Source organism: Lacrimispora sp. 210928-DFI.3.58, from assembly GCF_020554865.1.
Taxonomy (GTDB): Bacteria; Bacillota; Clostridia; order Lachnospirales; family Lachnospiraceae; genus Enterocloster.
The window spans coordinates 22,361-41,366 of record NZ_JAJCIC010000033.1 but is presented as its reverse complement, the minus strand read 5'-3'; the positions used below and the strand labels follow the sequence as shown (position 1 = coordinate 41,366).

Sequence of the window (19,006 nt, the reverse complement as noted above, 5' to 3'; positions counted from 1 at the left end):
AGAAAGCAATGTTTGATATCAGATCATTTTATGAGGCAAAAAGCGTGGAGGATGCCGTAGACGCCCTTGTGAGAGATGAAAATGCAGAGATCATAAGCGGAGGCACGGACGTACTGATACGCGTGAGAGAGGGAAGGGATGCAGGAAGATCCCTGGTATCCATACATAATATCAAAGAATTAAAGGGAGTCCGTCTATTGGAAAACGGGGATCTGTCCATCGGGGCAGGAACATCCTTTTCCCATATAACAAATGACCCCTTGATCCAGAAATACATCCCCATGCTGGGGGAAGCCGTGGACACGGTAGGAGGCCCTCAGATACGAAACACGGGAACCATCGGGGGAAATATCTGCAATGGAGCCACCTCCGCGGATTCCGCCTCCACGATGTGTACGCTGGACGCAGACATCCTGCTGGAGGGACCGGAAGGCAGGCGGATCGTGCCCATCGCAAGCTTCTATACAGGTCCGGGGCGGACGGTGAGAGAGCGCACAGAGGTCTGTACCTGTTTTCTGATCCATCGGGAGTCCTATGAGGGATGGCATGGACATTACATCAAGTATGGAAAGCGCAAGGCCATGGAGATCGCCACGTTAGGATGCGCTGTCCGGGTAAAGCTTTCGGAGGATAAGAGGACTATAGAGGATGTCAGGCTGGGCTACGGCGTGGCCGGGCCTACGCCCCTGCGCTGCAAAAAGGCGGAGGAGCTTTTAAGGGGCTGTCTTGTAACGGATCAGGAAGCAGTCGGGGAATTTGCCAGGATGGCCGTCACAGAGGTAAACCCGCGCTCTTCCTGGAGAGCATCAAAAGAATTCCGCCTCCAGCTCATTGAGGAGCTTCCAAAGAGGGCTTTGGCAGAGGCAGTGAAGAAAGCAGGAGGTATCATAAATGCTTAACATTATTCGATTAAAGGTCAACGGAAAAGAGACCGAGCTTGCAGTGGATGACAGGGAGTCCCTCCTTGATACCTTGAGGAACCGACTGGGTCTGACCTCAGTGAAAAAGGGCTGCGAAGTAGGAGAATGCGGTGCCTGTACCGTGCTGGTGGATGGGGAGGCTATTGACAGCTGTATCTACCTTACCATGTGGGCCAGCGGAAAAAGCGTGATGACAGTCGAAGGCCTTAAGGGGCCGAACGGAGAGCTGTCTCCCATACAGAAGGCATTTATCGAGGAAGCAGCCGTTCAGTGCGGCTTCTGTACGCCTGGCCTTATCATGAGCGCTGTGGAGATCGTGGGAACAGGCAAAAAATACAACAGGGATGAGCTGCGCAAGCTGATATCCGGCCATCTCTGCAGATGTACTGGCTATGAAAATATCTTAAATGCCATGGAGAGGATTGTCGAGGAAACATACCGGGCAACACACCCGGAATGTGAATAGATTATAATATAGTATGAAATAGCTTATATAAATTCATGATCGGATGAATGTCTCTACCAACTACCGTAAATAGTTGCCTATAAGTTTATTTCTGCAAAGGGAGGGGATAAATGGCAGAAATGGCAACGCGGAGTGTCTGATTGGTATCGGACGGACTCCCAGATAAGATAAATCCAGTTCCTGGAAAATGGTTCAAAAACAATCTTATTAAAGGAGAAGGAAAGCATGAATAGCAGATTGGAAAGGTTATTTCAACTAAAGGAAAGCAAGACAACTGTACGGACAGAGGTATTGGCGGGAATCACGACATTTATTACCATTGCATACATTTTGATCCTGAACCCTCAGGTATTGGCAGATCCCTACGTGATCATGGGGGATATGGAAATGGCAGGGCGCATCGCAAACGGAGTCTTCATCGGCACCTGCATCGGAGCCTTCATCGGAACGATCCTCTGTGCGCTCTATGCAAAGGTGCCCTTTGTCCAGGCGCCCGGCATGGGACTGAATGCATTTTTTGCCTATACGGTCGTGCTGGGAATGGGCTACACCTACAACCAGGCCCTGGTGATCGTATTTTTGTCCGGTGTGTTTTTTATCATCATAACGGCGATCGGACTGCGCGAGGCCATCATCCGGTCGATCCCGGATGCCGTAAAGTCAGCCATCACCCCGGGAGTGGGCCTGTTTATTACCATCATCGGACTGAAAAATGCAGGACTGGTGATCTCCAATCCTGCGACCCTTGTGAGTATGGTGGATTTCTCCCAGTGGAGAACGCCGGGGGCGGATATGGCGCCTGTTATGGGGGCCCTGACAGCTCTGGCCGGACTGCTGATCATGGGTATCCTCCATGTGAAAAAGGTAAAGGGGTCCATCTTCCTGGGGATCATAGCAGCCACCATTATCGGTATCCCTCTGGGAGTGACGCAGATATCCAACCTGAACATGGATCTGGGAATGAAGCTGCAGGATTTCGCGGAAATATCCTTTATGCACATGGATTTTTCGGGCATGTTCGAAGGCAAAAATATGGTTGAAACTCTTTTTACCATCACGATGCTGGTTTTAAGCTTCTCACTGGTCAATATGTTTGACTCCATCGGAACTCTGCTGGGAGCAGCAAAGCAGTCCGGCATGATCGATGAAAACGGCGAAGTGATCCGCATGAAGCAGGCGCTCATGTCCGATGCCATCTCAACAGCGGCAGGGGCAATGGTGGGAACCTCCACGGTAACTACCGTAGTAGAATCCAGCGCCGGGATCGCAGCAGGGGGAAGGACCGGTCTTACCAGTCTGACAGCTGCGTTACTGTTTTTGGGAGCCCTCCTTTTCGCTCCTGTTGTCAGCATCGTTCCGGGAGCAGCGACCGCACCGGCCCTGATCTTTGTAGGTATCCTGATGTTAAGCAATATCAAGGATGTGGATTTTAGCGAGATGAGCAATGCACTTCCTGCATTCTGCACCATCGTATTTATGCCCTTTACCTACTCTATTGCAAACGGAGTGGCTTTGGGACTGATCACCTACTGCGTGATGAAGCTTTCCACAGGAAGGAGAGAGGATGTCAAGCTTCTGACACTTGTGATCTCCCTGATATTTATTGTCAGGTATGCATGTATGACATTATAGGAAAATGAAAACAGATGGGAGTGACTGCAAGTGGAAACAAATTCATTTATATTAAAAGGAAATATCTGTTACAGCAAAAATAAGGATGAGTTATCGGTTACAGAGAATGGATACTTGGTCTGTGTGGAAGGCATTTCGAAGGGGGTGTTTTTGCAGCTGCCGGAGAAATACAAAGGACTTCCCGTAAAGGACCATGGCAATGCATTGATACTGCCGGGCATGACGGACCTCCATGTCCACGCGCCCCAGTATACCTTCCGGGGAATGGGGATGGACCTGGAGCTTCTGGAATGGCTTGAGACCCATACATTCCCGGAGGAAAGCCGGTATCAGGAGCTGGACTATGCAGAGAAGGCCTACGGCATTTTTACGGATGACCTGAAAAGGAGCGCTACTACCAGGGCGGTGGTATTTGCCACCATCCATGGTCCGGCTACCAGGCTTCTCATGGATAAGCTGGAGGCTTCAGGGCTTAAGACCTATGTGGGAAAGGTAAATATGGACAGAAACTGTGCGGATTATCTGCGGGAGCCCAGTCCGGAGGCCTCCTTAGAGGCTACGGAGCGCTGGATCGCAGAGACAATGGGGCAGTACCGGAATACCAGCCCCATCCTGACTCCCAGGTTTGTTCCCACCTGCAGCGATGCACTGCTGGCGGGCTTAGGGGACCTCCGGAGAAAGTATGGCCTTCCGGTCCAGTCTCATCTGTCGGAAAACCTGTCAGAGATCGGCTGGGTAAAGGAGCTCTGCCCCTGGTCCTCCTGCTACGGGGATGCCTATGCCCGCTTCGGGCTTTTCGGAGGAGAGGCAAAGACAGTCATGGCTCACTGCGTCCATTCCACAGAGGAGGAAGTGGAGCTGATCAGGGCAAATGGCGTCTATGTGGCTCATTGCCCCCAGTCCAACACCAATCTGTCCTCCGGTATTGCACCTATCAGGAAGTACCTGGATAAGGGCATACAGGTAGGCCTGGGAACTGACGTGGCAGGAGGAGCCGATCTGTCCATGTTCCGCTGTATGGCGGATGCGGTAGCAGTGTCAAAGCTGCGCTGGCGTCTCGCAGACCAGGAGCTGAAGGCCCTGACAACAGAGGAAGCCTTCTACCTTGCGACTGTGGGAGGAGGCTCCTTCTTCGGCAAGGTTGGAAGCTTTGAGGAGGGCTATGAGTTTGATGCCCTGATCGCAGATGACAGCGGTGTCCGCTGTGCGCGTACGCTCACTGTGGAAGACCGGGTGAAGCGCTACGTTTACCTGGCCCAGGAGCAGGGAAGGCTTGTGAGCAAATATGTGGCCGGACGTCAGGTGATGGGAAAGATGTAAGGTGCATTACTGTCTGCTGTACGGCCTCAACCCGTTCCTCAATCTATTTTTTTCGTGCACAAAAATAGAAAGTATGATAAAATAAGAAAAAGTACGAAATGAAAGGCGGGTACAGCATGTTTGCAGAGGAAAGGCAGAACCAGATCGTGGCTCTAGTGAATAAAAACGGCTCTGTTCGTGTAAAGGAGCTGAGCGAGAGGTTTGAGGTGACAGAGGACAGTATCCGCAAGGATCTGACCCTCTTGGAGAAGAAGGGGCTTCTGCGCAAGACCTACGGCGGCGCCATGAAGGTGCGTGTAAATGTCCACGATCTCAATGTGTCCCAGAGAAAGGACAAAAACATTGAGGCAAAGCAGAAGATCGCGGAAAAGGCCCTGGAGCTCATCAAGGACGGAGACATGATATTCCTGGATATCTCAACTGCGAATCTGGAACTGGCAAGGCTTTTGATCAAGTCACCCTTAAATATCACAGTCGTCACCAATATGGTGGATATCATGCTGGAGTTCATGGCAGCCCCTGCGTCCATCCGGTTTATTTTTATGGGAGGCTTTTTTAACAGGGGAAGGGACGGCTTTGTGGGAAGCTTTACCGACAGGAGGATATCGGAGTTCCGCTTTGACATTGCGTTTATGGGAACCGTGGGCGTGGATGTATTTGACAATTCTGTTTCCACCTATATGGTGGAGGACGGCATCACCAAAAGCCGGATCATAGAGGCGAGCAAGGCCTCCTATATGATGCTGGAAACAAGAAAATTCAACACTGACGGCACGTACAAGTACGCCGGCATCGATCACTTCTCCGGAGCGATCATGGAGAGCAACCCGCCGGCAGATATCGAAGAAAAACTGAAGGAATACAATATCGAATGGCTGTAGGCGAATAGCAGGCTTTAGAGAAAAAGCATGATGCTCCATCCCGATGGATGGGGGGTCGTGCTTTTTTGTTTCATAGGAAAATGTGCTCTAAAAACAGAGCACGCGCGGCGGCGCGCAAAGCAGGCAAGCCCGCTTTGTTCCTGATTGGAAACGACAAAACAATAATAAATAATAAAAAACAATAAAAACACTGTTGACAAATAGGGCGAGAAAGACTATACTAAAAACAGAAAAAACAATAAAAAACAATAAAAAAAGATAAACAGTAATTATCAATGTGCGCTCGGAAGCTCAGCCCCAAAGGCAGACATGAGGGAGACTCCGAGAGTACATATCAGTAAAAGGAGGATTCCCATGAACGAACTTCTTATGACCCGGCGCATCCGTCTACTGAAGGAGAAAATGCTGTCTGAGCCCAGATATGCTTCCATCGAGCAGGCCAGGATCATCACAGAAACCTACAAAGCAAACGAAGAAAAGCCCAGGATCATACAGCGGGCCCTGTCATTAAAGGCTGCCCTGGAGCAGATGAAGATCTGCGCGGAGCCGGAGGAACTGATCGTGGGCAACCGCACCGCCGGAGTGCGCTGGGGCGTGGTTTTCCCGGAGAGCGGGAGCACCTGGGTGGACCGGGAGTTTGAGACTCTTCCCACCAGGCCTCAGGACCGTTTTCAGGTAAGGCAGGAGGACATTACATATTTCCGCCAGGTGATCAAGCCCTACTGGCAGGGCAAGTCCCTGGAGGATGTGCTGCGCAGCCGCTACGGAGGGGAGATCGACCGCATCGCAAAGGTAGTGAAGATCAACCAGAAGGATCATGCCCAGGGCCACATCTGTCCGAATTGCAAGGAATGGCTGCAAAAGGGTCCTGCAGGACTTAAGGAGGAGGCAGAGAGCCGCCTTCAGACTGCAAAGAGCGGGCAGAAGGAGTTTTATGAAAGCGTAGCCCTGGTGATGAGCGGGGCCATCCATTTCATGGAGCGGTACCACGACCTGCTGATGGAGATGGCGGGCCGGGAGACAGAGAAGCAGAGGCGCTCTGAGCTGGAGGAGACGGCAAAGGTATGCCGGAGGATATCAAAGGAGCCGCCAAAGACCTTCCGGGAGGCAGTGCAGTCCATCTGGTTTCTCTTTGTGATCCTTCACATGGAATCCAACGCCTCCTCCTTCTCACCGGGCAGGATGGATGAATTCCTCTGGGATTACTATGACAGAGACATAAAGGAAGGCCGCCTGGATGCCCAGAGGGCCCTGGAGATCATCGAGTGCCTCTGGTTAAAGTTCAATGAGATCGTATACATGCGCAATGCCAACAGCGCCAAATTCTTTGCCGGCTTCCCCATTGGCTTTAACATCGCAGTGGGAGGCCAGGACGCAGAGGGAAATGATTTTTCAAATGAGCTGTCCTTCCTCTTTTTAAAGGCCCAGGAGCATCTGGGACTTCCGCAGCCAAACCTTTCCGTCCGGCTCCACGAGGGCACAGGGGACGATCTCTTAAAGCAGGCGATCAGGGTGGTTGCCAAGGGAAGCGGCATGCCGCAGTTCTTTAATGATAAGGCCATTGTACCGGCTATGATGGAGCTGGGAGTGGAGGAGAAGGACGCCAGGGATTACGCTATTGTAGGCTGTGTGGAGCTTACGACTCAGGGAAATAATCTGGGCTGGAGCGATGCGGCCATGTTCAATCTGAACAAGATCCTGGAGCTTACGCTGACAGGAGGCAGATGCCTGATCACAGGAGAACAGCTGGCTGAACATTATGGGGATCTCAGCACCTATAAGACCTTCGGGGAGCTGGAGAATGTATTCCGGAGGTATCTGGATGAGTACATGGACCGGATGGTAAAGGCCTGCGAGGAAGTGGAAAAGGCCCACATTGACCTGCTGCCATCCCCCTTCCTGTCCTCTGTCATAGACGAGTGCATGGAAAAGGGAATGGATGTGACAGCGGGAGGAGCCTATTACAATTTCTCCGGCATTCAGATGATCCAGGTGGCAAATCTGGCAGACAGCCTGGCAGCCGTCAAGCAGCTTGTATTTGATGAGCATAAGGTATCGGGAGAAGAGCTTTTACATGCCCTTGAAAAAGATTTTGAGGGCAGTGAGGTGCTCCGGGCCATGCTGCTAAATAAGGTTCCCAAATATGGAAATGATGTGGACTGGGTAGACAATCTGGGCGTGAAGTGGGCAGAGTATTTCAAAAAGCGTCTCTCCACCTACACCAACTACCGGGGCGGCAGATACCATACGGGAATGTACACTGTCTCCGCTCATGTCCCCATGGGAGAGAATGTGGGCGCCAGCCCGGACGGAAGGCATGCAGGGCAGCCCTTGGCCGACGGAGGAATGTCTCCTGTGTACGGACGTGACATTGCAGGCCCCACAGCAGTTTTAAAATCCGTATCAAAGCTGGACAAAAACCTGACCACAAATGGAGGCCTGCTGAATATGAAGTTCCTGCCGGAGTTTTTCCGGACAGAGGAAGGGGTAGACAAGTTTGCCCAATTTTTGCGTACCTTTGTGGATCTGGAGATCCCTCATATCCAGTTCAACGTGGTGCGTAAGGAGGACCTGCTGGCGGCGAAGGCCAACCCGGAGCAGTACCGCAGCCTTACGGTTCGGGTGGCAGGCTATACAGCTTACTTTACAGAGCTTGCGGAGGAGCTGCAGAATGAGATCATTGCTAGAACCAGTTATGCCGGTATATGATAGAAAGAAAGAGACAGTCCGGCAGTATGGTCTGACCGCCGTGCTGGCAGCAGGGCTGCAGGAAGGGAGAGTATCATGGAAGCGGGGAGCATAAGGGGAACCATATTTGATATCTGCCGGTTTTCAACCCATGACGGCGGCGGGATCCGCACCACCGTATTTTTAAAGGGCTGCCCCCTGTCCTGCGTGTGGTGCCACAATCCGGAGGGGATCAGCACCAGGGCCAGGCCCTTATATTTCAAAAATAAATGCATTGGCTGCGGCACCTGCTGCCGCCTCTCGGAAAAGGGGGGAGTCACAGCAGGGGAAAAGGGCATACAGCTTTCTGTGGAAAAGAGGGAGGACTGGGACAGGATCATTGAGAGCTGTCCCGCCGGAGCCCTTGTCTGGGACAGCCGCTCCATGACAGTGGAGGAGGCGGTGGAAGCAGTGATGAAGGATGCTCCCTTTTACAAATACGGGGGAGGAGTTACCCTCTCAGGCGGGGAGCCTCTTCTGCAGCCGGAGTTTGTGCTTGCCTTTTTAAAAGAGCTGAAAAAGCAGGGGATCCATACCGCCATTGAGACGGCCCTCCATGTTCCCACTGAGACGGTGGAGGCGGTGATGCCGTGGCTGGATCTCATTTACGCGGATTTGAAGCTGTTTGACAGCAGGGAGCATGAGACTTATGTGGGAACGCCAAATGACAGGATCAAAAAGCACATAAGGCTTCTTCTGGAATCAGAAAAGCGGGACGCGGTGGTGATCCGCACTCCTATGATCCCCAAGATCACGGACAGGGAGGAGAATATCGGGGAGATCAGCCGTTTTATCTCCGGCATTTATCCGGAGGCAGCCTATGAGATCTTAAATTACAATCCTCTGGCAGAGGCAAAGTACCACCTGGTGGACCGGACCTATTTTTTCAAAGAAAATCCAACACGCTATTCCCGTGAGGCAATGGAGGGCTTTGCAGAGACCGCCAGATCAAACGGGGTAAAAAATATCTCCATGGAAGTATAAGAAAGAGAGGAAAAACTATATGAAATTTATTATTGATGACGCGAATTTAGAGAAGATCAAGGCCATTTACAGCACCTTCGCAGTGGACGGAGTGACCACAAATCCTTCGATCCTGGCAAAGAACGGAAAGCAGCCCTTTGAGACTCTGCGGGAGATCCGGGCCTTCATCGGGCCGGAGGCGGAGCTTCACGTACAGGTCATTGCCTCAGACGCGGAGGGGATGCTTGAGGACGCCCACAGGATCCAGAAGGAGCTGGGCATGAACACCTACGTGAAGGTGCCCACCACAAAGGAGGGCTTAAAGGCCATGAAGGCCTTAAAGGCAGAGGGAGCAAATGTGACAGCCACAGCCATCTATACACAGATGCAGGCCTTTCTGGCAGCCAAGGCAGGAGCTGACTACGCTGCTCCCTATGTAAACAGGATCGATAACCTGGGGGCAAACGGCGTGAAGACGGCAAAGGATATCCACGATATTTTTAAGAAAAATGGCTTAAAGACAGAGGTTCTTGCGGCCAGCTTTAAGAATTCCCAGCAGGTTTTGGAGCTGTGTGAGCACGGCGTGGGCGCGGCCACCATTTCCCCGGATGTGATCGAGGGCCTGATCGTCAATGACTCCGTTGCCATGGCAGTGGAGGCCTTTGTGAAGGATTTTGAGGGCCTTTGCGGCAAGGGCAAGACCATGAAGGATTGTTTATAAGCAGTGTGGAAAAAGGGACATCATAAGGTTCAAGGATTTGCTGTGCCTTGTGATGCCCCTTTTTTGTCAATAGGAAAGGAGAACACCATGATACGTTTTGCGACGATCGGCACAAATTTTGTAGTGGACTGGTTTCTGAAGGCAGCCTCCCAGTGCGGGGAATTGCAGTATGAGGCAGCCTATTCCAGAAGCGAGGATACAGCCCGGGCCTTTGGAGCCAGGTACGGGGCAAAGGGGTACTGCACAGATTTAATGGAGCTTGCCGGGCGCGGGGACATTGACGCGGTGTATGTGGCAAGCCCCAACAGCCTTCATTTTGAGCAGGCCGCCCTGATGCTTATGAACGGTAAGCATGTGCTCTGCGAAAAGACCATCACCTCCAACCCCATGGAGCTTAAAACCCTTCTCAGGCTGGCAGAGGAGCACCAGGTCACTGTAATGGAAGCCATGCGCTCTGTCTTTGACCCCGGCTTTCAGATCATCCGGGAGAACCTTGTACGGTTGGGAAGGATACGGAGAGTCACCTTCCAGTACGGGAAATATTCCTCCCGGTACGATTCCTTCAAAAAGGGGATCGTTGAAAATGCCTTTAACCCGGCCTTTTCCAACGGCGCGTTGACAGACATCGGAGTTTATTGTATCCACCCGCTGGTGAAATTATTCGGGCTTCCGAAGCAGATCCATGCAGAGGGTCTTCTTCTGGAAAACGGCGTAGACGGGGCGGGGACGATCCTGGCCTCCTATGATGGGATGCAGGCAGAGCTTTTGTATTCAAAAATCTCAGACAACCGTCTTCCCAGCCAGATCCAGGGAGAGGAGGGGACTATGGTGATCCGGGAGATACCAAATCCCTATGAGGTGGCCTTCTATGATAGAAAGGGAAACAAAGAGGTGCTGGTATCCCATGAAAATGAACTTAACATGATCCATGAGATCCGGGAGTGGATCAATGTCATAGAGGGAAGGTCACAGGCAGCCCTTCACAATCAGTATTCCCTGATGGAGCTGGAGGTCATGGAAGAGGTAAAAAAGCAGCTGGGCATTCATTTCCCGGCGGACAAGGAGGAATTATGGAAGAGATATTAAAGACCATTGAGGAACTGAAGCAGGCCAGGAGAACCTGGGAATTCCCTTCCTTTGATGAGGAAACGGCATGGCTCATAGGAACCAGGATCAGGGAAAAAGCAAAGGAAAAGGGCTATCCCATTGCCATATCCATCACATGGAACAGAAGGCGTCTTTTTTACTGTTCCATGCCGGGGGCTGCGGCCATCAACGACCAGTGGATCAGGAGAAAGGAGAACACCGTATATCAGTTCCAGAAATCCTCCTATGAAATGTCACTCTATATGAAGCTTAAGCAGGACACCATGACAAACCGCTATGGACTTCCGGCAGCCGACTATGCAGCCGCCGGAGGCAGCGTTCCCCTGCTCATCGCCGGAATGGGAATGACGGGCACGATCACGGTCTCCGGACTGTCAGAGGAGGAGGACCATGAGCTGGTAACAGGAGAGATCCTGCGCTATCTGAAGGAAACTGTCTGAAAGAGTCCTTTTGAAAAAGGCTGTTTGAAAGAGGGAAAAGTATGCTGTCAACAAAAGCACAGAGTATCCTGAAATTGCTGGTGCTCAACGATAAGACGCCCATAACGGCAAAGGCCATAGCCTCCATGCTGGATATGTCAGAGCGCAGCGTCCAGACCTACCTAAAGGAGGTAAGCGCCTTCTGCCAGGAAAAGCAGATCCCCTATGTGAGCAAGCGGGGGCTGGGGATCTATCTGGAGCTGAGGGAGTGTGACCGGGAATTATTAAGGCCCTTTGTAAGGGGAGAGGCAGGGAAATACGATGAAAAACACCGGATCTTTTATATACTCCGCGTTCTCCTGGAGGGGTGGGAAAATTATACGGTGGCGCTGTTTTCCGAGGAGCTGTATGTGTCCCGCGGCATGATCCTCCAGGATTTGGAGCAGGTGGAAAAATGGGCAGGAGAGCATGAGCTGACGCTGGTAAGAAAGGGAAAAAAGGGCCTTCTTTTAGAGGGGGCTGAGGTGCGCATCAGGACAGCTCTTGCCGCCCTGGGCCGCGTGGAGGGGGGATCACAGGATGGCCCTGGTCCCATGAAGGATCAACCGGGGGATGGCTTAGGCCATGGAGAGAGGGATTACCGTCTGGAGGCATCAGAAAGGCAGAGAATGGAGGCGCTGTACGGAAGGGACAGCATGAGCCGTATCTGCAGGGGCTTAAAGGAATTTGAGCGGAGGATCAGGGCAGATATGACAGACTACAGCTTCTGCATGCTGGTGGAATATCTCTGCATCCAATGTATGAGAATCAAGGGAGGAAGGGCCATAGCGCCTGCTGAGGCCCATTGTCTTCTGGAGGACTGAGAAAATGAATCCTCCGGGCTTCTGACGGATATCCTGGAGCAGTATACAGGCCTTTTCCTCCAGGAAAGCGAAAAGAGGTACACAGCCGTCCTCCTTGCCGGGGCAGAGTTTCAGAAAAAGGGCGGGGGAGGAGAGGAGCAGGACTATCTGCTCTCAAGAGACGCCTTAAGCTCCGTATGCAGCCGGATGATCAGCCATGTGTCAGGCTCCGCCGGACTGGATCTTACCTCAGATCAGGCCCTGGGGGAAAGCATGGAGCGCTTTTTAAACCACTCCCTTGTGCGGACAAAATTCCGTCTCTTGATCCGCAATCCCTTTTTAGATGACATCAAACGAACCTACTATTCTGTGTTTACCACCTGCTATTCCCTTGGAAAGCTGTACAGGGAATACGCCGGCATCCTTCCCTCTGAGCATGAGATCGCCTTTTTGACCCTCCTTGTGGGAGGAGCTATGGTGAGAGTGGACAAGCGGGTGAAGGCTGTGTTCGTAGGGGCAGGAGGTCTGTTAAATGCCCGTCTGGCAGCGGAGCGGATCGAGCGCATGGTTTCGGATGTTCAGATTGGAGGGATATTGTCCACAGACGAGATCCGCCGGGCTCCCAGGCTGGACTGCGATATTTTGATCACAACCCTCCCCGGTTTTCAGCACAGGCTTCCCGTTATATCCATCACTCCCCTTGTGGGAGAACGTGATGTGATCAAGCTGAAGCGGGAGATCAACGCCCTGTTTACCAAAAAGCAGTCTCCCGCCATGCTGTGTACCCTGGCAGACTATATGAAGCCCTCCTTTATGCTGTTGGATGAGGAGCCCGATTCCAAGGAAAGTCTGATCCGAAGGGCCTGCAGCCTTTTGGAGCAGGGCGGCTATGTAAATGGGGAGTATTATAAGGAAGTGCTTCACCGGGAGGCCGTCAGTTCAACGGAGATCAACTATGGGGTAGCGATCCCCCATGGGATCGAAAACCATGTGCTTAAGCCCGCTGTGGTATTGATCCGCTTAAAGCAGAAGATGGACTGGGGAAATGGACCTGTTGACATCATTTTCCTCCTGGCCCTGAATTTTGACGAGATCGCTCTTACCCGCCGCTTTTTTAAAGTATTTTATGAGAAGGTAGGGGACCGGGAGACAGTGGAGCAGATACGCCGGGCTGCCTCCAAGGAGAACATACTGGAACTTTTGCAGTAGTAACCGCAAAATTGCTCTTTACATGCCATTGAAAATAATAACAAAAAATAATAATATTGTATCAACAAATAAAAAACAATAAGGAGGAAGAAACATTGGGAGAAAACTTAATGGCAGAACCATTTGTCCTGTTTGATCTGGCAGCGGAGAACCAGCAGCAGGTCATGAGGGCCCTGGCAGCAGCCATGGACCAGGAAGGGCGGCTCCTGGACCAGGAAGGGTATGTGGAGGACGTAAAGAGCAGAGAAGCCCAGGCCAGCACAGCAGTGGGAATGAACATTGCAACGCCTCATGCAAAATCCGTCCATGTGAAGACGCCTTCTCTGGGCTTTGCGCGGCTGGCAAAGCCCATCCAATGGGATGACAATGAGAAGGTGGATCTGGTATTCCAGATCGCGGTTCCATCGCCGGGACAGGGGGACCTTCATTTAAAGATCATTTCCTCCCTGTTCAGGAAGATGGTGTATCCGGAGTTCCTGGAAAAGCTGAGGGGAGCAGAGCGCGCAGAGGAAGTCATCGGATTAGTAGGTCAGGTTTCATAAGAAGGGAGAGTACGAGGATGAGTGTTTTTGGTGAATTAAAGGGAATTATGAAGGGGACGAGAAAGCACCTGATGAACGGAGTTTCCTATATGGTGCCGTTCGTAACGGCAGCAGGTGTGCTGATGGCATTGGCAGTGACCATGTACGGACAGGGAGGCATCCCTCCGGCAGAATCTCTTCCTGGCCAGATCTGGACCATCGGTGCAGCAGGAATGGGCCTTATGGTTCCCATCCTTTCCGCTTACATCGCAGCCTCCATTGCGGATAGGGCGGGAATTGCGGCAGGAGCCGTAGGCGGCGTCATCGCAAACAACATCGGCGCTGGCTTTCTGGGCGGCATCATATCCGGCTTTTTGGCAGGCATTATCTGTTACTTCCTGAAAAAGATCAGGGTTCCGGCAGTGATCCGCTCCGTAATGCCCATCATTGTCATTCCCATTATCAGCGTGTTCCTGGTGTGCGGCATCATGCTGTGGGGTCTGGGCGCTCCCATTGCCTTTGTTATGAATCACCTCATAGACTTCATGAGCTCCCTGACAGGCGGAAGCAAGGTTATGCTGGGAATCGCAGACGGCTTTTTGTCAGGCGTTGATATGGGCGGCCCCTTCAGCAAGGTGGCATTTGCGATCGCAAACGGCACGGTCAGCTCCGGCGTCTATACCTTCGCAGGCGGAAACGCGGTGGCAGTGGCAGCGCCTCCCATCGGCATGGCTCTGGCAACCTTCCTGGCTCCGAAAAAGTATACAGCAGAGGAACGCGAGGCAGGAAAGGCATCCCTGATCATGGGCTGTGTAGGCATTTCAGAGGGCGCCATCCCCTTTGCGGCAAACGATCCTTTAAGAGTTATTCCAAGCCTTGTGATCGGCGATATGGTTGGAGCAACAGTTGCCTTCCTGATGAACGTGACCTGTCAGGTGGCCTGGGGCGGACTGATCGTCCTTCCGGTCATTGGAAATCCTGTGGGCTTCCTCATCGCCCTGGCATCCGGCTCCCTTGTCACGGCATTGGTGGTAAACGCAGTGAAAAAGCCGGTGGCAGTTCAGGATGAGGGCAAGCCCGATGAGGATATGGAAGACATTGACCTTCAGTTTGAGTAAAAACAGAGCAGAGAAGATTGAGAAAGGAAGGAATACTATATGAAATTCGTAGCAGTTACCGCCTGCCAGGCAGGCGTTGCCCATACCTATATGGCAGCAGAGGCATTGGAAAAGGCAGGAAGAGAGCGCAATATTGCAGTTAAGGTGGAGACCCAGGGCTCCATTGGGATTGAAAATGTCATTTCACCGGAGGAGATCGCTGCGGCAGATGCTGTGATCCTCACCAACGACATGCCCATCCGCAATGAGGAGCGGTTTTACGGAAAGAAGATCGTGCGCATTTCCGTGAGCGATGCGGTAAAGAAGGCTCCGGCTATCATCAAAAAGCTGGAATCCATGTTGAGCTGACAGAAAAGAGGGATTGACCATGAAGATATTATTGACAGGCGGAAAGGGCTTTTTCTGCTCCAGGCTGGCGGAATATTATAAGGATCAGTACGAGTTTATCATTACGGACAAGGAGGAGCTGGATATCACGGACGAGGCCGCGGTATACCGGTGTGTGGAGGAGAATAAGCCGGATATCATCATTCATGCGGGGGCCGTTGCTGTGACCGATTTCTGCAACCAGCACCCGGAGGTGGCCCACAGGATCAATGTGGATGCTGCAGTGACCATGGGAAGGGCTGCCAAAAAGGCAGGGGCCAAGATGGTATTTATCAGCTCCGAGCAGGTTTTCAACGGAAACAGGAATCCAGGTCCTTTTACCGAGGAGGACGAGGCGGTTCCCAACACCGTTTACGGGGAAAACAAGCTGGAGGCAGAGGGACTTTTAAAAGAGATCCTGGATGAGCTGTGGATCGTGCGTTTTACCTGGATGTTCGGCCTGCCGGAGAAAGGGAAGAACATGTCCAACGGCATTCTTTGGGAAACAATGACAAAGCTGATGAGGCAGGAGCAGATCGTGGCCTCCAAAAGAGAATTCCGCGGCATGACCTATGTGTATGAGATGATCGAGAACTTCCCCAAGCTTTTTGAAGCGCCCTACGGGACCTACCACCTGGGATCAGTGAACAATGAAAGCCGTTATGAGATCGTGAAGGCTATTATAGAGGAGCTGGGGCTGGGAGATTGCCTGGAGCAGGTTTTGGCAGAGGACACCGTGAAATATCTGGACAGCAACCGTGATGTAAGGCTGGATACAAGCAAGGCCGAAAGCTGCGGCATGCACTGGTCAGAGACAAGGGAGGCTCTGAAAAAATGCCTGTCGGATTACAGGATCCGTTTGTAATGCGGGGCACAGGGGAGTTTTGAATAGATTGGTGTTAATGCACCGGAAATGAGGAAGAAGCAGTGGAGCAAAATAAGAGCATATACGTGTCAGCCTCCGTATCCTGCATGGATCTGTGCCATCTGGAGGAGGCAGTCAATGAGGTGGAGGCCTCAGAGGTATCCTTTTACCATTTTGATGTGGTGGACGGCAGGTTTAACCAATGTTTTATCCTGGGGGAGACGACACTGCAGAGCATGAAAAAGGTATCAGGCCTTCCCATCGAAGCCCATTTGGCGGTATATGAGCCGGAGCGCTTTATCGACAGCTTTGCGCAGGCCGGAGCGGACTACATTGCAGTCCACTATGAAGCGATGAAGGAACCGCTTCAGATATTCCGCCGGATCAGGGAAGCCGGAGCAAAGCCTGTGCTGGCCTACAGGGCGGATACAGCCCCTGGGGATGACTTTACAGCCCTGGCTGCAGAGGCAGAGTGGGTCCTGAAGCTGACAGTGAATCCGGGCTTTTCCGGACAGAAAATGCAGCCACAGGCAGTGGAGCACATCCGCCGGATGAGGAAGCTTTTAGATGACGCAGGCCTTGACAGGAGGATCGAGGCGGATGGGAATATCAATTCCTCCACCATAGGGAAGGTGGTGGAGGCCGGAGCGGGAATCCTGACAGGAGGGACCTCAGGACTGTTTTTGAAGGGAAGAACAGCAACGGACTGCTGCATGGAAATGCTGAGGGCAGCCCGGAGAGCCTGCTGCTGAAAAGAAGTACCAGCTTATAGAAAATTGTAAAAGCACTTTGAAGGCCGCCTTCGCATAAACTACATTAAGTTCTGCGTTAAGGTGGCTTTCTTTGAAGACATTTCCAAAACCATTATCAGCCGGGGAAGAGAAAGAGTGTCTGGAGCGCTGCAAAGAGGGCGACCAGTCAGCGAAGGATATGCTGATCGAACACAATATGCGTCTGGTGGCCCATGTAGTAAAAAAGTACCAGGGAACAGATTACGACATGGAGGACCTGCTTTCCGTTGGAACCATCGGCCTGATAAAGGCAGTCAATACATTCAATGCAGACAAAGGCTCCCGCCTGGCTACCTATGCTGCCAGATGTGTGGAAAATGAGATCCTGATGCTCCTTCGGGCAAACCGGAAGTATTCAAAGGAAGTATCCCTGTTTGAACCTATCGGGGTAGACAAGGACGGAGAAACTGTGAGCCTTGTGGACATTATCGAGACAGACAACAAGGAGACTCTGGAAACCATGATCTTTAAGCAGGATGTCAGGGAGATGTACGAGGCCTTTGAGTCCTGCCTGACAAAGACAGAAAAAGAGGTGCTGGGCATGCGCTATGGCCTTTACCGGGGAAAGGAGCACACACAGCGGGAAATCGCCGCCAGGCTGGGGATATCCCGGTCTTATGTGAGCCGGATCGAGAAAAAGGCCATTGAGAAGATCCGGACAGAGATGAACAGGCATGGTTGAAATATCCAAAAATATCATAAAAAGATAGAAGAATTGTGCATTGTTAAAATGGCTACAAAGTATTATACTGTAACATAAGGAGGGCGGGAACAGACAGAGCTGTCCCGTCCTTATCTATGCACGCTTCCGAGGCGGCTGTAGCAGAGAGTGAACTGTTTGAAGGAGGAAATAGTATGGCAATTTTAGTAACCGGTGGTGCAGGATATATTGGAAGCCACACCTGCGTAGAGCTTCTCAATGCAGGCTATGAGGTAGTGGTAGTAGATAACCTTTACAATTCCAGTGAGAAGGCTCTGGAGCGGGTGGAGAAGATCACTGGAAAGAAAGTAACCTTTTATGAAGCTGATCTTTTAAACCGCTCTGCTGTAAGAGAGATATTTGAGACAGAAAAGATTGATTCTGTGATCCATTTTGCAGGACTGAAGGCAGTAGGAGAGTCCGTACATAAGCCCCTTGAGTATTATCACAACAACATCACCGGAACCCTGATTCTCTGCGACGAGATGAGGAATCACGGCGTGAAGAATATCGTATTCAGCTCCTCCGCAACCGTATACGGAGATCCGGCAGAGATCCCGATCACAGAGAAGTGCCCTAAGGGAGAGATCACCAATCCCTACGGCCGGACAAAGGGCATGCTGGAGCAGATCCTGACCGATTTCCACACAGCGGATTCTGAGTGGAATGTGGTGCTGCTGCGCTATTTCAACCCTATCGGCGCTCACGAGAGCGGCCTGATCGGAGAGGATCCCAAGGGCATTCCCAACAACCTGGTTCCCTATATTGCCCAGGTAGCGGTAGGCAAGCTGGATCATCTGAATGTGTTCGGCAATGACTATAACACCCCGGACGGCACAGGCGTCAGGGACTACATCCACGTGGTAGACCTGGCCAAGGGCCATGTGAAGGCAGTACAGAAGCTGGAGGACAAGGAGGGCGTGAGCATCTACAATCTGGGCACCGGAGTTGGCTACAGCGTGCTGGACGTGCTCCATGCCTACGAGAAGGCCTGCGGCAAGACCTTAAAATACGAGATCCAGCCCAGAAGAGACGGCGACATTGCCACCTGCTATTCTGATTGTGCAAAGGCAAAGGCAGAGCTTGGCTGGGTAGCAGAGAAGGGAATCGAAGACATGTGTGCAGATTCCTGGAGATGGCAGTCCATGAATCCCAATGGATATAGGGATTGAGTTGAGAAGATTTGTCCTCATCCCATCGGCAACCCTCAAACAATCCCGCCGAAAATGAGCAGACAAACATATATCACCCTTACCGCAGGGCAGACAGGAAAAACAACTTCCTGTCTGTCCTGCTTTTTCTTTTGTCCAATTTCCCTCTTTTTACACCGAAGTTTCAGAAATAAGAGACAGACCCGAATTTTCCTGATTATTTCTCTCTTTATAAAGGCTGAAACCAAAGCGGAAAAAGCCGGAAAAGCTTTATTTTCGAACAAATG

19 protein-coding genes and 1 riboswitch are annotated in these 19,006 nt (G+C 51.8%); all 19 genes read left to right on the top strand.

Annotated elements, in window-relative coordinates:
- Positions 1–8 precede the first annotated feature (8 nt).
- The 19 genes from xdhB to galE all read left to right on the top strand — a co-directional run bounded on the left by xdhB (position 9) and on the right by galE (position 18,740).
- On the top strand, positions 9–899 hold the full coding sequence (gene xdhB, locus LIZ87_RS17410; protein WP_178316032.1) for a xanthine dehydrogenase subunit XdhB: 891 nt from the start codon (positions 9–11) through the stop codon (positions 897–899).
- Complete coding sequence (gene xdhC / locus LIZ87_RS17405) at positions 892–1,386, top strand: xanthine dehydrogenase subunit XdhC (protein WP_178316031.1); 495 nt, start codon at positions 892–894, stop codon at positions 1,384–1,386. Before xdhB ends, xdhC begins: the two co-directional genes overlap by 8 nt.
- A gap of 3 nt (positions 1,387–1,389) precedes the next feature.
- Positions 1,390–1,486: riboswitch (purine riboswitch) on the top strand.
- Positions 1,487–1,611: 125 nt separating this feature from the next.
- On the top strand, positions 1,612–3,018 hold the full coding sequence (locus LIZ87_RS17400) for an NCS2 family permease (protein WP_227148634.1): 1,407 nt from the start codon (positions 1,612–1,614) through the stop codon (positions 3,016–3,018).
- A 30-nt stretch (positions 3,019–3,048) separates the two neighbouring features.
- Positions 3,049–4,338 carry an amidohydrolase family protein gene (locus tag LIZ87_RS17395; protein ID WP_227148633.1) on the top strand — a complete coding sequence of 430 codons (1,290 nt, stop codon included), beginning with the start codon at positions 3,049–3,051 and terminating at the stop codon, positions 4,336–4,338.
- A gap of 116 nt (positions 4,339–4,454) precedes the next feature.
- Positions 4,455–5,219, top strand: a complete 765-nt coding sequence (locus LIZ87_RS17390; RefSeq protein ID WP_227148632.1) for a DeoR/GlpR family DNA-binding transcription regulator — start codon at positions 4,455–4,457, stop codon at positions 5,217–5,219.
- 354 nt (positions 5,220–5,573) lie between these two features.
- A complete protein-coding gene (locus tag LIZ87_RS17385; protein ID WP_227148631.1) occupies positions 5,574–7,928 on the top strand; it encodes a glycyl radical protein in 2,355 nt (784 codons plus the stop codon).
- Between the two features lie 75 nt (positions 7,929–8,003).
- On the top strand, positions 8,004–8,930 hold the full coding sequence (locus tag LIZ87_RS17380; protein ID WP_227148630.1) for a glycyl-radical enzyme activating protein: 927 nt from the start codon (positions 8,004–8,006) through the stop codon (positions 8,928–8,930).
- A gap of 19 nt (positions 8,931–8,949) precedes the next feature.
- A complete protein-coding gene (locus LIZ87_RS17375; protein WP_227148629.1) occupies positions 8,950–9,630 on the top strand; it encodes a fructose-6-phosphate aldolase in 681 nt (226 codons plus the stop codon).
- Between the two features lie 87 nt (positions 9,631–9,717).
- On the top strand, positions 9,718–10,716 hold the full coding sequence (locus tag LIZ87_RS17370) for a Gfo/Idh/MocA family protein (RefSeq protein ID WP_227148628.1): 999 nt from the start codon (positions 9,718–9,720) through the stop codon (positions 10,714–10,716).
- Positions 10,701–11,177, top strand: coding sequence for a heme-degrading domain-containing protein (locus LIZ87_RS17365; protein ID WP_227148627.1), 477 nt, complete (start codon positions 10,701–10,703; stop codon positions 11,175–11,177). Before LIZ87_RS17370 ends, LIZ87_RS17365 begins: the two co-directional genes overlap by 16 nt.
- A 41-nt stretch (positions 11,178–11,218) precedes the next feature.
- A complete protein-coding gene (locus tag LIZ87_RS17360; protein ID WP_227148626.1) occupies positions 11,219–12,019 on the top strand; it encodes a BglG family transcription antiterminator in 801 nt (266 codons plus the stop codon).
- A gap of 186 nt (positions 12,020–12,205) precedes the next feature.
- A complete protein-coding gene (locus LIZ87_RS17355) occupies positions 12,206–13,207 on the top strand; it encodes a BglG family transcription antiterminator (protein ID WP_227148625.1) in 1,002 nt (333 codons plus the stop codon).
- Between the two features lie 95 nt (positions 13,208–13,302).
- On the top strand, positions 13,303–13,749 hold the full coding sequence (locus LIZ87_RS17350; protein WP_227148624.1) for a PTS sugar transporter subunit IIA: 447 nt from the start codon (positions 13,303–13,305) through the stop codon (positions 13,747–13,749).
- A 17-nt stretch (positions 13,750–13,766) separates the two neighbouring features.
- Positions 13,767–14,846: a PTS fructose transporter subunit IIC gene (locus LIZ87_RS17345; protein WP_227148623.1), complete on the top strand. Its 1,080-nt coding sequence runs from the start codon at positions 13,767–13,769 to the stop codon at positions 14,844–14,846.
- 39 nt (positions 14,847–14,885) lie between these two features.
- The gene (locus LIZ87_RS17340; protein ID WP_178316222.1) at positions 14,886–15,194 is read left to right on the top strand and encodes a PTS fructose-like transporter subunit IIB; all 309 of its coding nucleotides are present in this window, start codon (positions 14,886–14,888) and stop codon (positions 15,192–15,194) included.
- A gap of 19 nt (positions 15,195–15,213) precedes the next feature.
- Positions 15,214–16,077 (top strand): SDR family oxidoreductase, encoded by an 864-nt coding sequence (locus LIZ87_RS17335; RefSeq protein ID WP_227148622.1) that lies wholly within the window; start codon positions 15,214–15,216, stop codon positions 16,075–16,077.
- A gap of 62 nt (positions 16,078–16,139) precedes the next feature.
- Entirely contained in the window at positions 16,140–16,829 is a 690-nt protein-coding gene (locus tag LIZ87_RS17330) for a ribulose-phosphate 3-epimerase (protein ID WP_227148621.1), read from the top strand.
- 91 nt (positions 16,830–16,920) lie between these two features.
- A complete protein-coding gene (gene sigK, locus LIZ87_RS17325; RefSeq protein WP_227148620.1) occupies positions 16,921–17,550 on the top strand; it encodes an RNA polymerase sporulation sigma factor SigK in 630 nt (209 codons plus the stop codon).
- Positions 17,551–17,723: 173 nt separating this feature from the next.
- On the top strand, positions 17,724–18,740 hold the full coding sequence (galE, locus tag LIZ87_RS17320; protein ID WP_227148619.1) for a UDP-glucose 4-epimerase GalE: 1,017 nt from the start codon (positions 17,724–17,726) through the stop codon (positions 18,738–18,740).
- Positions 18,741–19,006: the final 266 nt, after the last annotated feature.

Coding starts and splice junctions, on each gene's coding strand:
- xdhB (WP_178316032.1), top strand. CDS start 9: ATGTTTGATATCAGATCATTTTATGAGGCAAAAAGCGTGGAGGATGCC.
- xdhC (WP_178316031.1), top strand. CDS start 892: ATGCTTAACATTATTCGATTAAAGGTCAACGGAAAAGAGACCGAGCTT.
- LIZ87_RS17400 (WP_227148634.1), top strand. CDS start 1,612: ATGAATAGCAGATTGGAAAGGTTATTTCAACTAAAGGAAAGCAAGACA.
- LIZ87_RS17390 (WP_227148632.1), top strand. CDS start 4,455: ATGTTTGCAGAGGAAAGGCAGAACCAGATCGTGGCTCTAGTGAATAAA.
- LIZ87_RS17385 (WP_227148631.1), top strand. CDS start 5,574: ATGAACGAACTTCTTATGACCCGGCGCATCCGTCTACTGAAGGAGAAA.
- LIZ87_RS17380 (WP_227148630.1), top strand. CDS start 8,004: ATGGAAGCGGGGAGCATAAGGGGAACCATATTTGATATCTGCCGGTTT.
- LIZ87_RS17375 (WP_227148629.1), top strand. CDS start 8,950: ATGAAATTTATTATTGATGACGCGAATTTAGAGAAGATCAAGGCCATT.
- LIZ87_RS17370 (WP_227148628.1), top strand. CDS start 9,718: ATGATACGTTTTGCGACGATCGGCACAAATTTTGTAGTGGACTGGTTT.
- LIZ87_RS17365 (WP_227148627.1), top strand. CDS start 10,701: ATGGAAGAGATATTAAAGACCATTGAGGAACTGAAGCAGGCCAGGAGA.
- LIZ87_RS17360 (WP_227148626.1), top strand. CDS start 11,219: ATGCTGTCAACAAAAGCACAGAGTATCCTGAAATTGCTGGTGCTCAAC.
- LIZ87_RS17355 (WP_227148625.1), top strand. CDS start 12,206: ATGATCAGCCATGTGTCAGGCTCCGCCGGACTGGATCTTACCTCAGAT.
- LIZ87_RS17345 (WP_227148623.1), top strand. CDS start 13,767: ATGAGTGTTTTTGGTGAATTAAAGGGAATTATGAAGGGGACGAGAAAG.
- LIZ87_RS17340 (WP_178316222.1), top strand. CDS start 14,886: ATGAAATTCGTAGCAGTTACCGCCTGCCAGGCAGGCGTTGCCCATACC.
- LIZ87_RS17335 (WP_227148622.1), top strand. CDS start 15,214: ATGAAGATATTATTGACAGGCGGAAAGGGCTTTTTCTGCTCCAGGCTG.
- galE (WP_227148619.1), top strand. CDS start 17,724: ATGGCAATTTTAGTAACCGGTGGTGCAGGATATATTGGAAGCCACACC.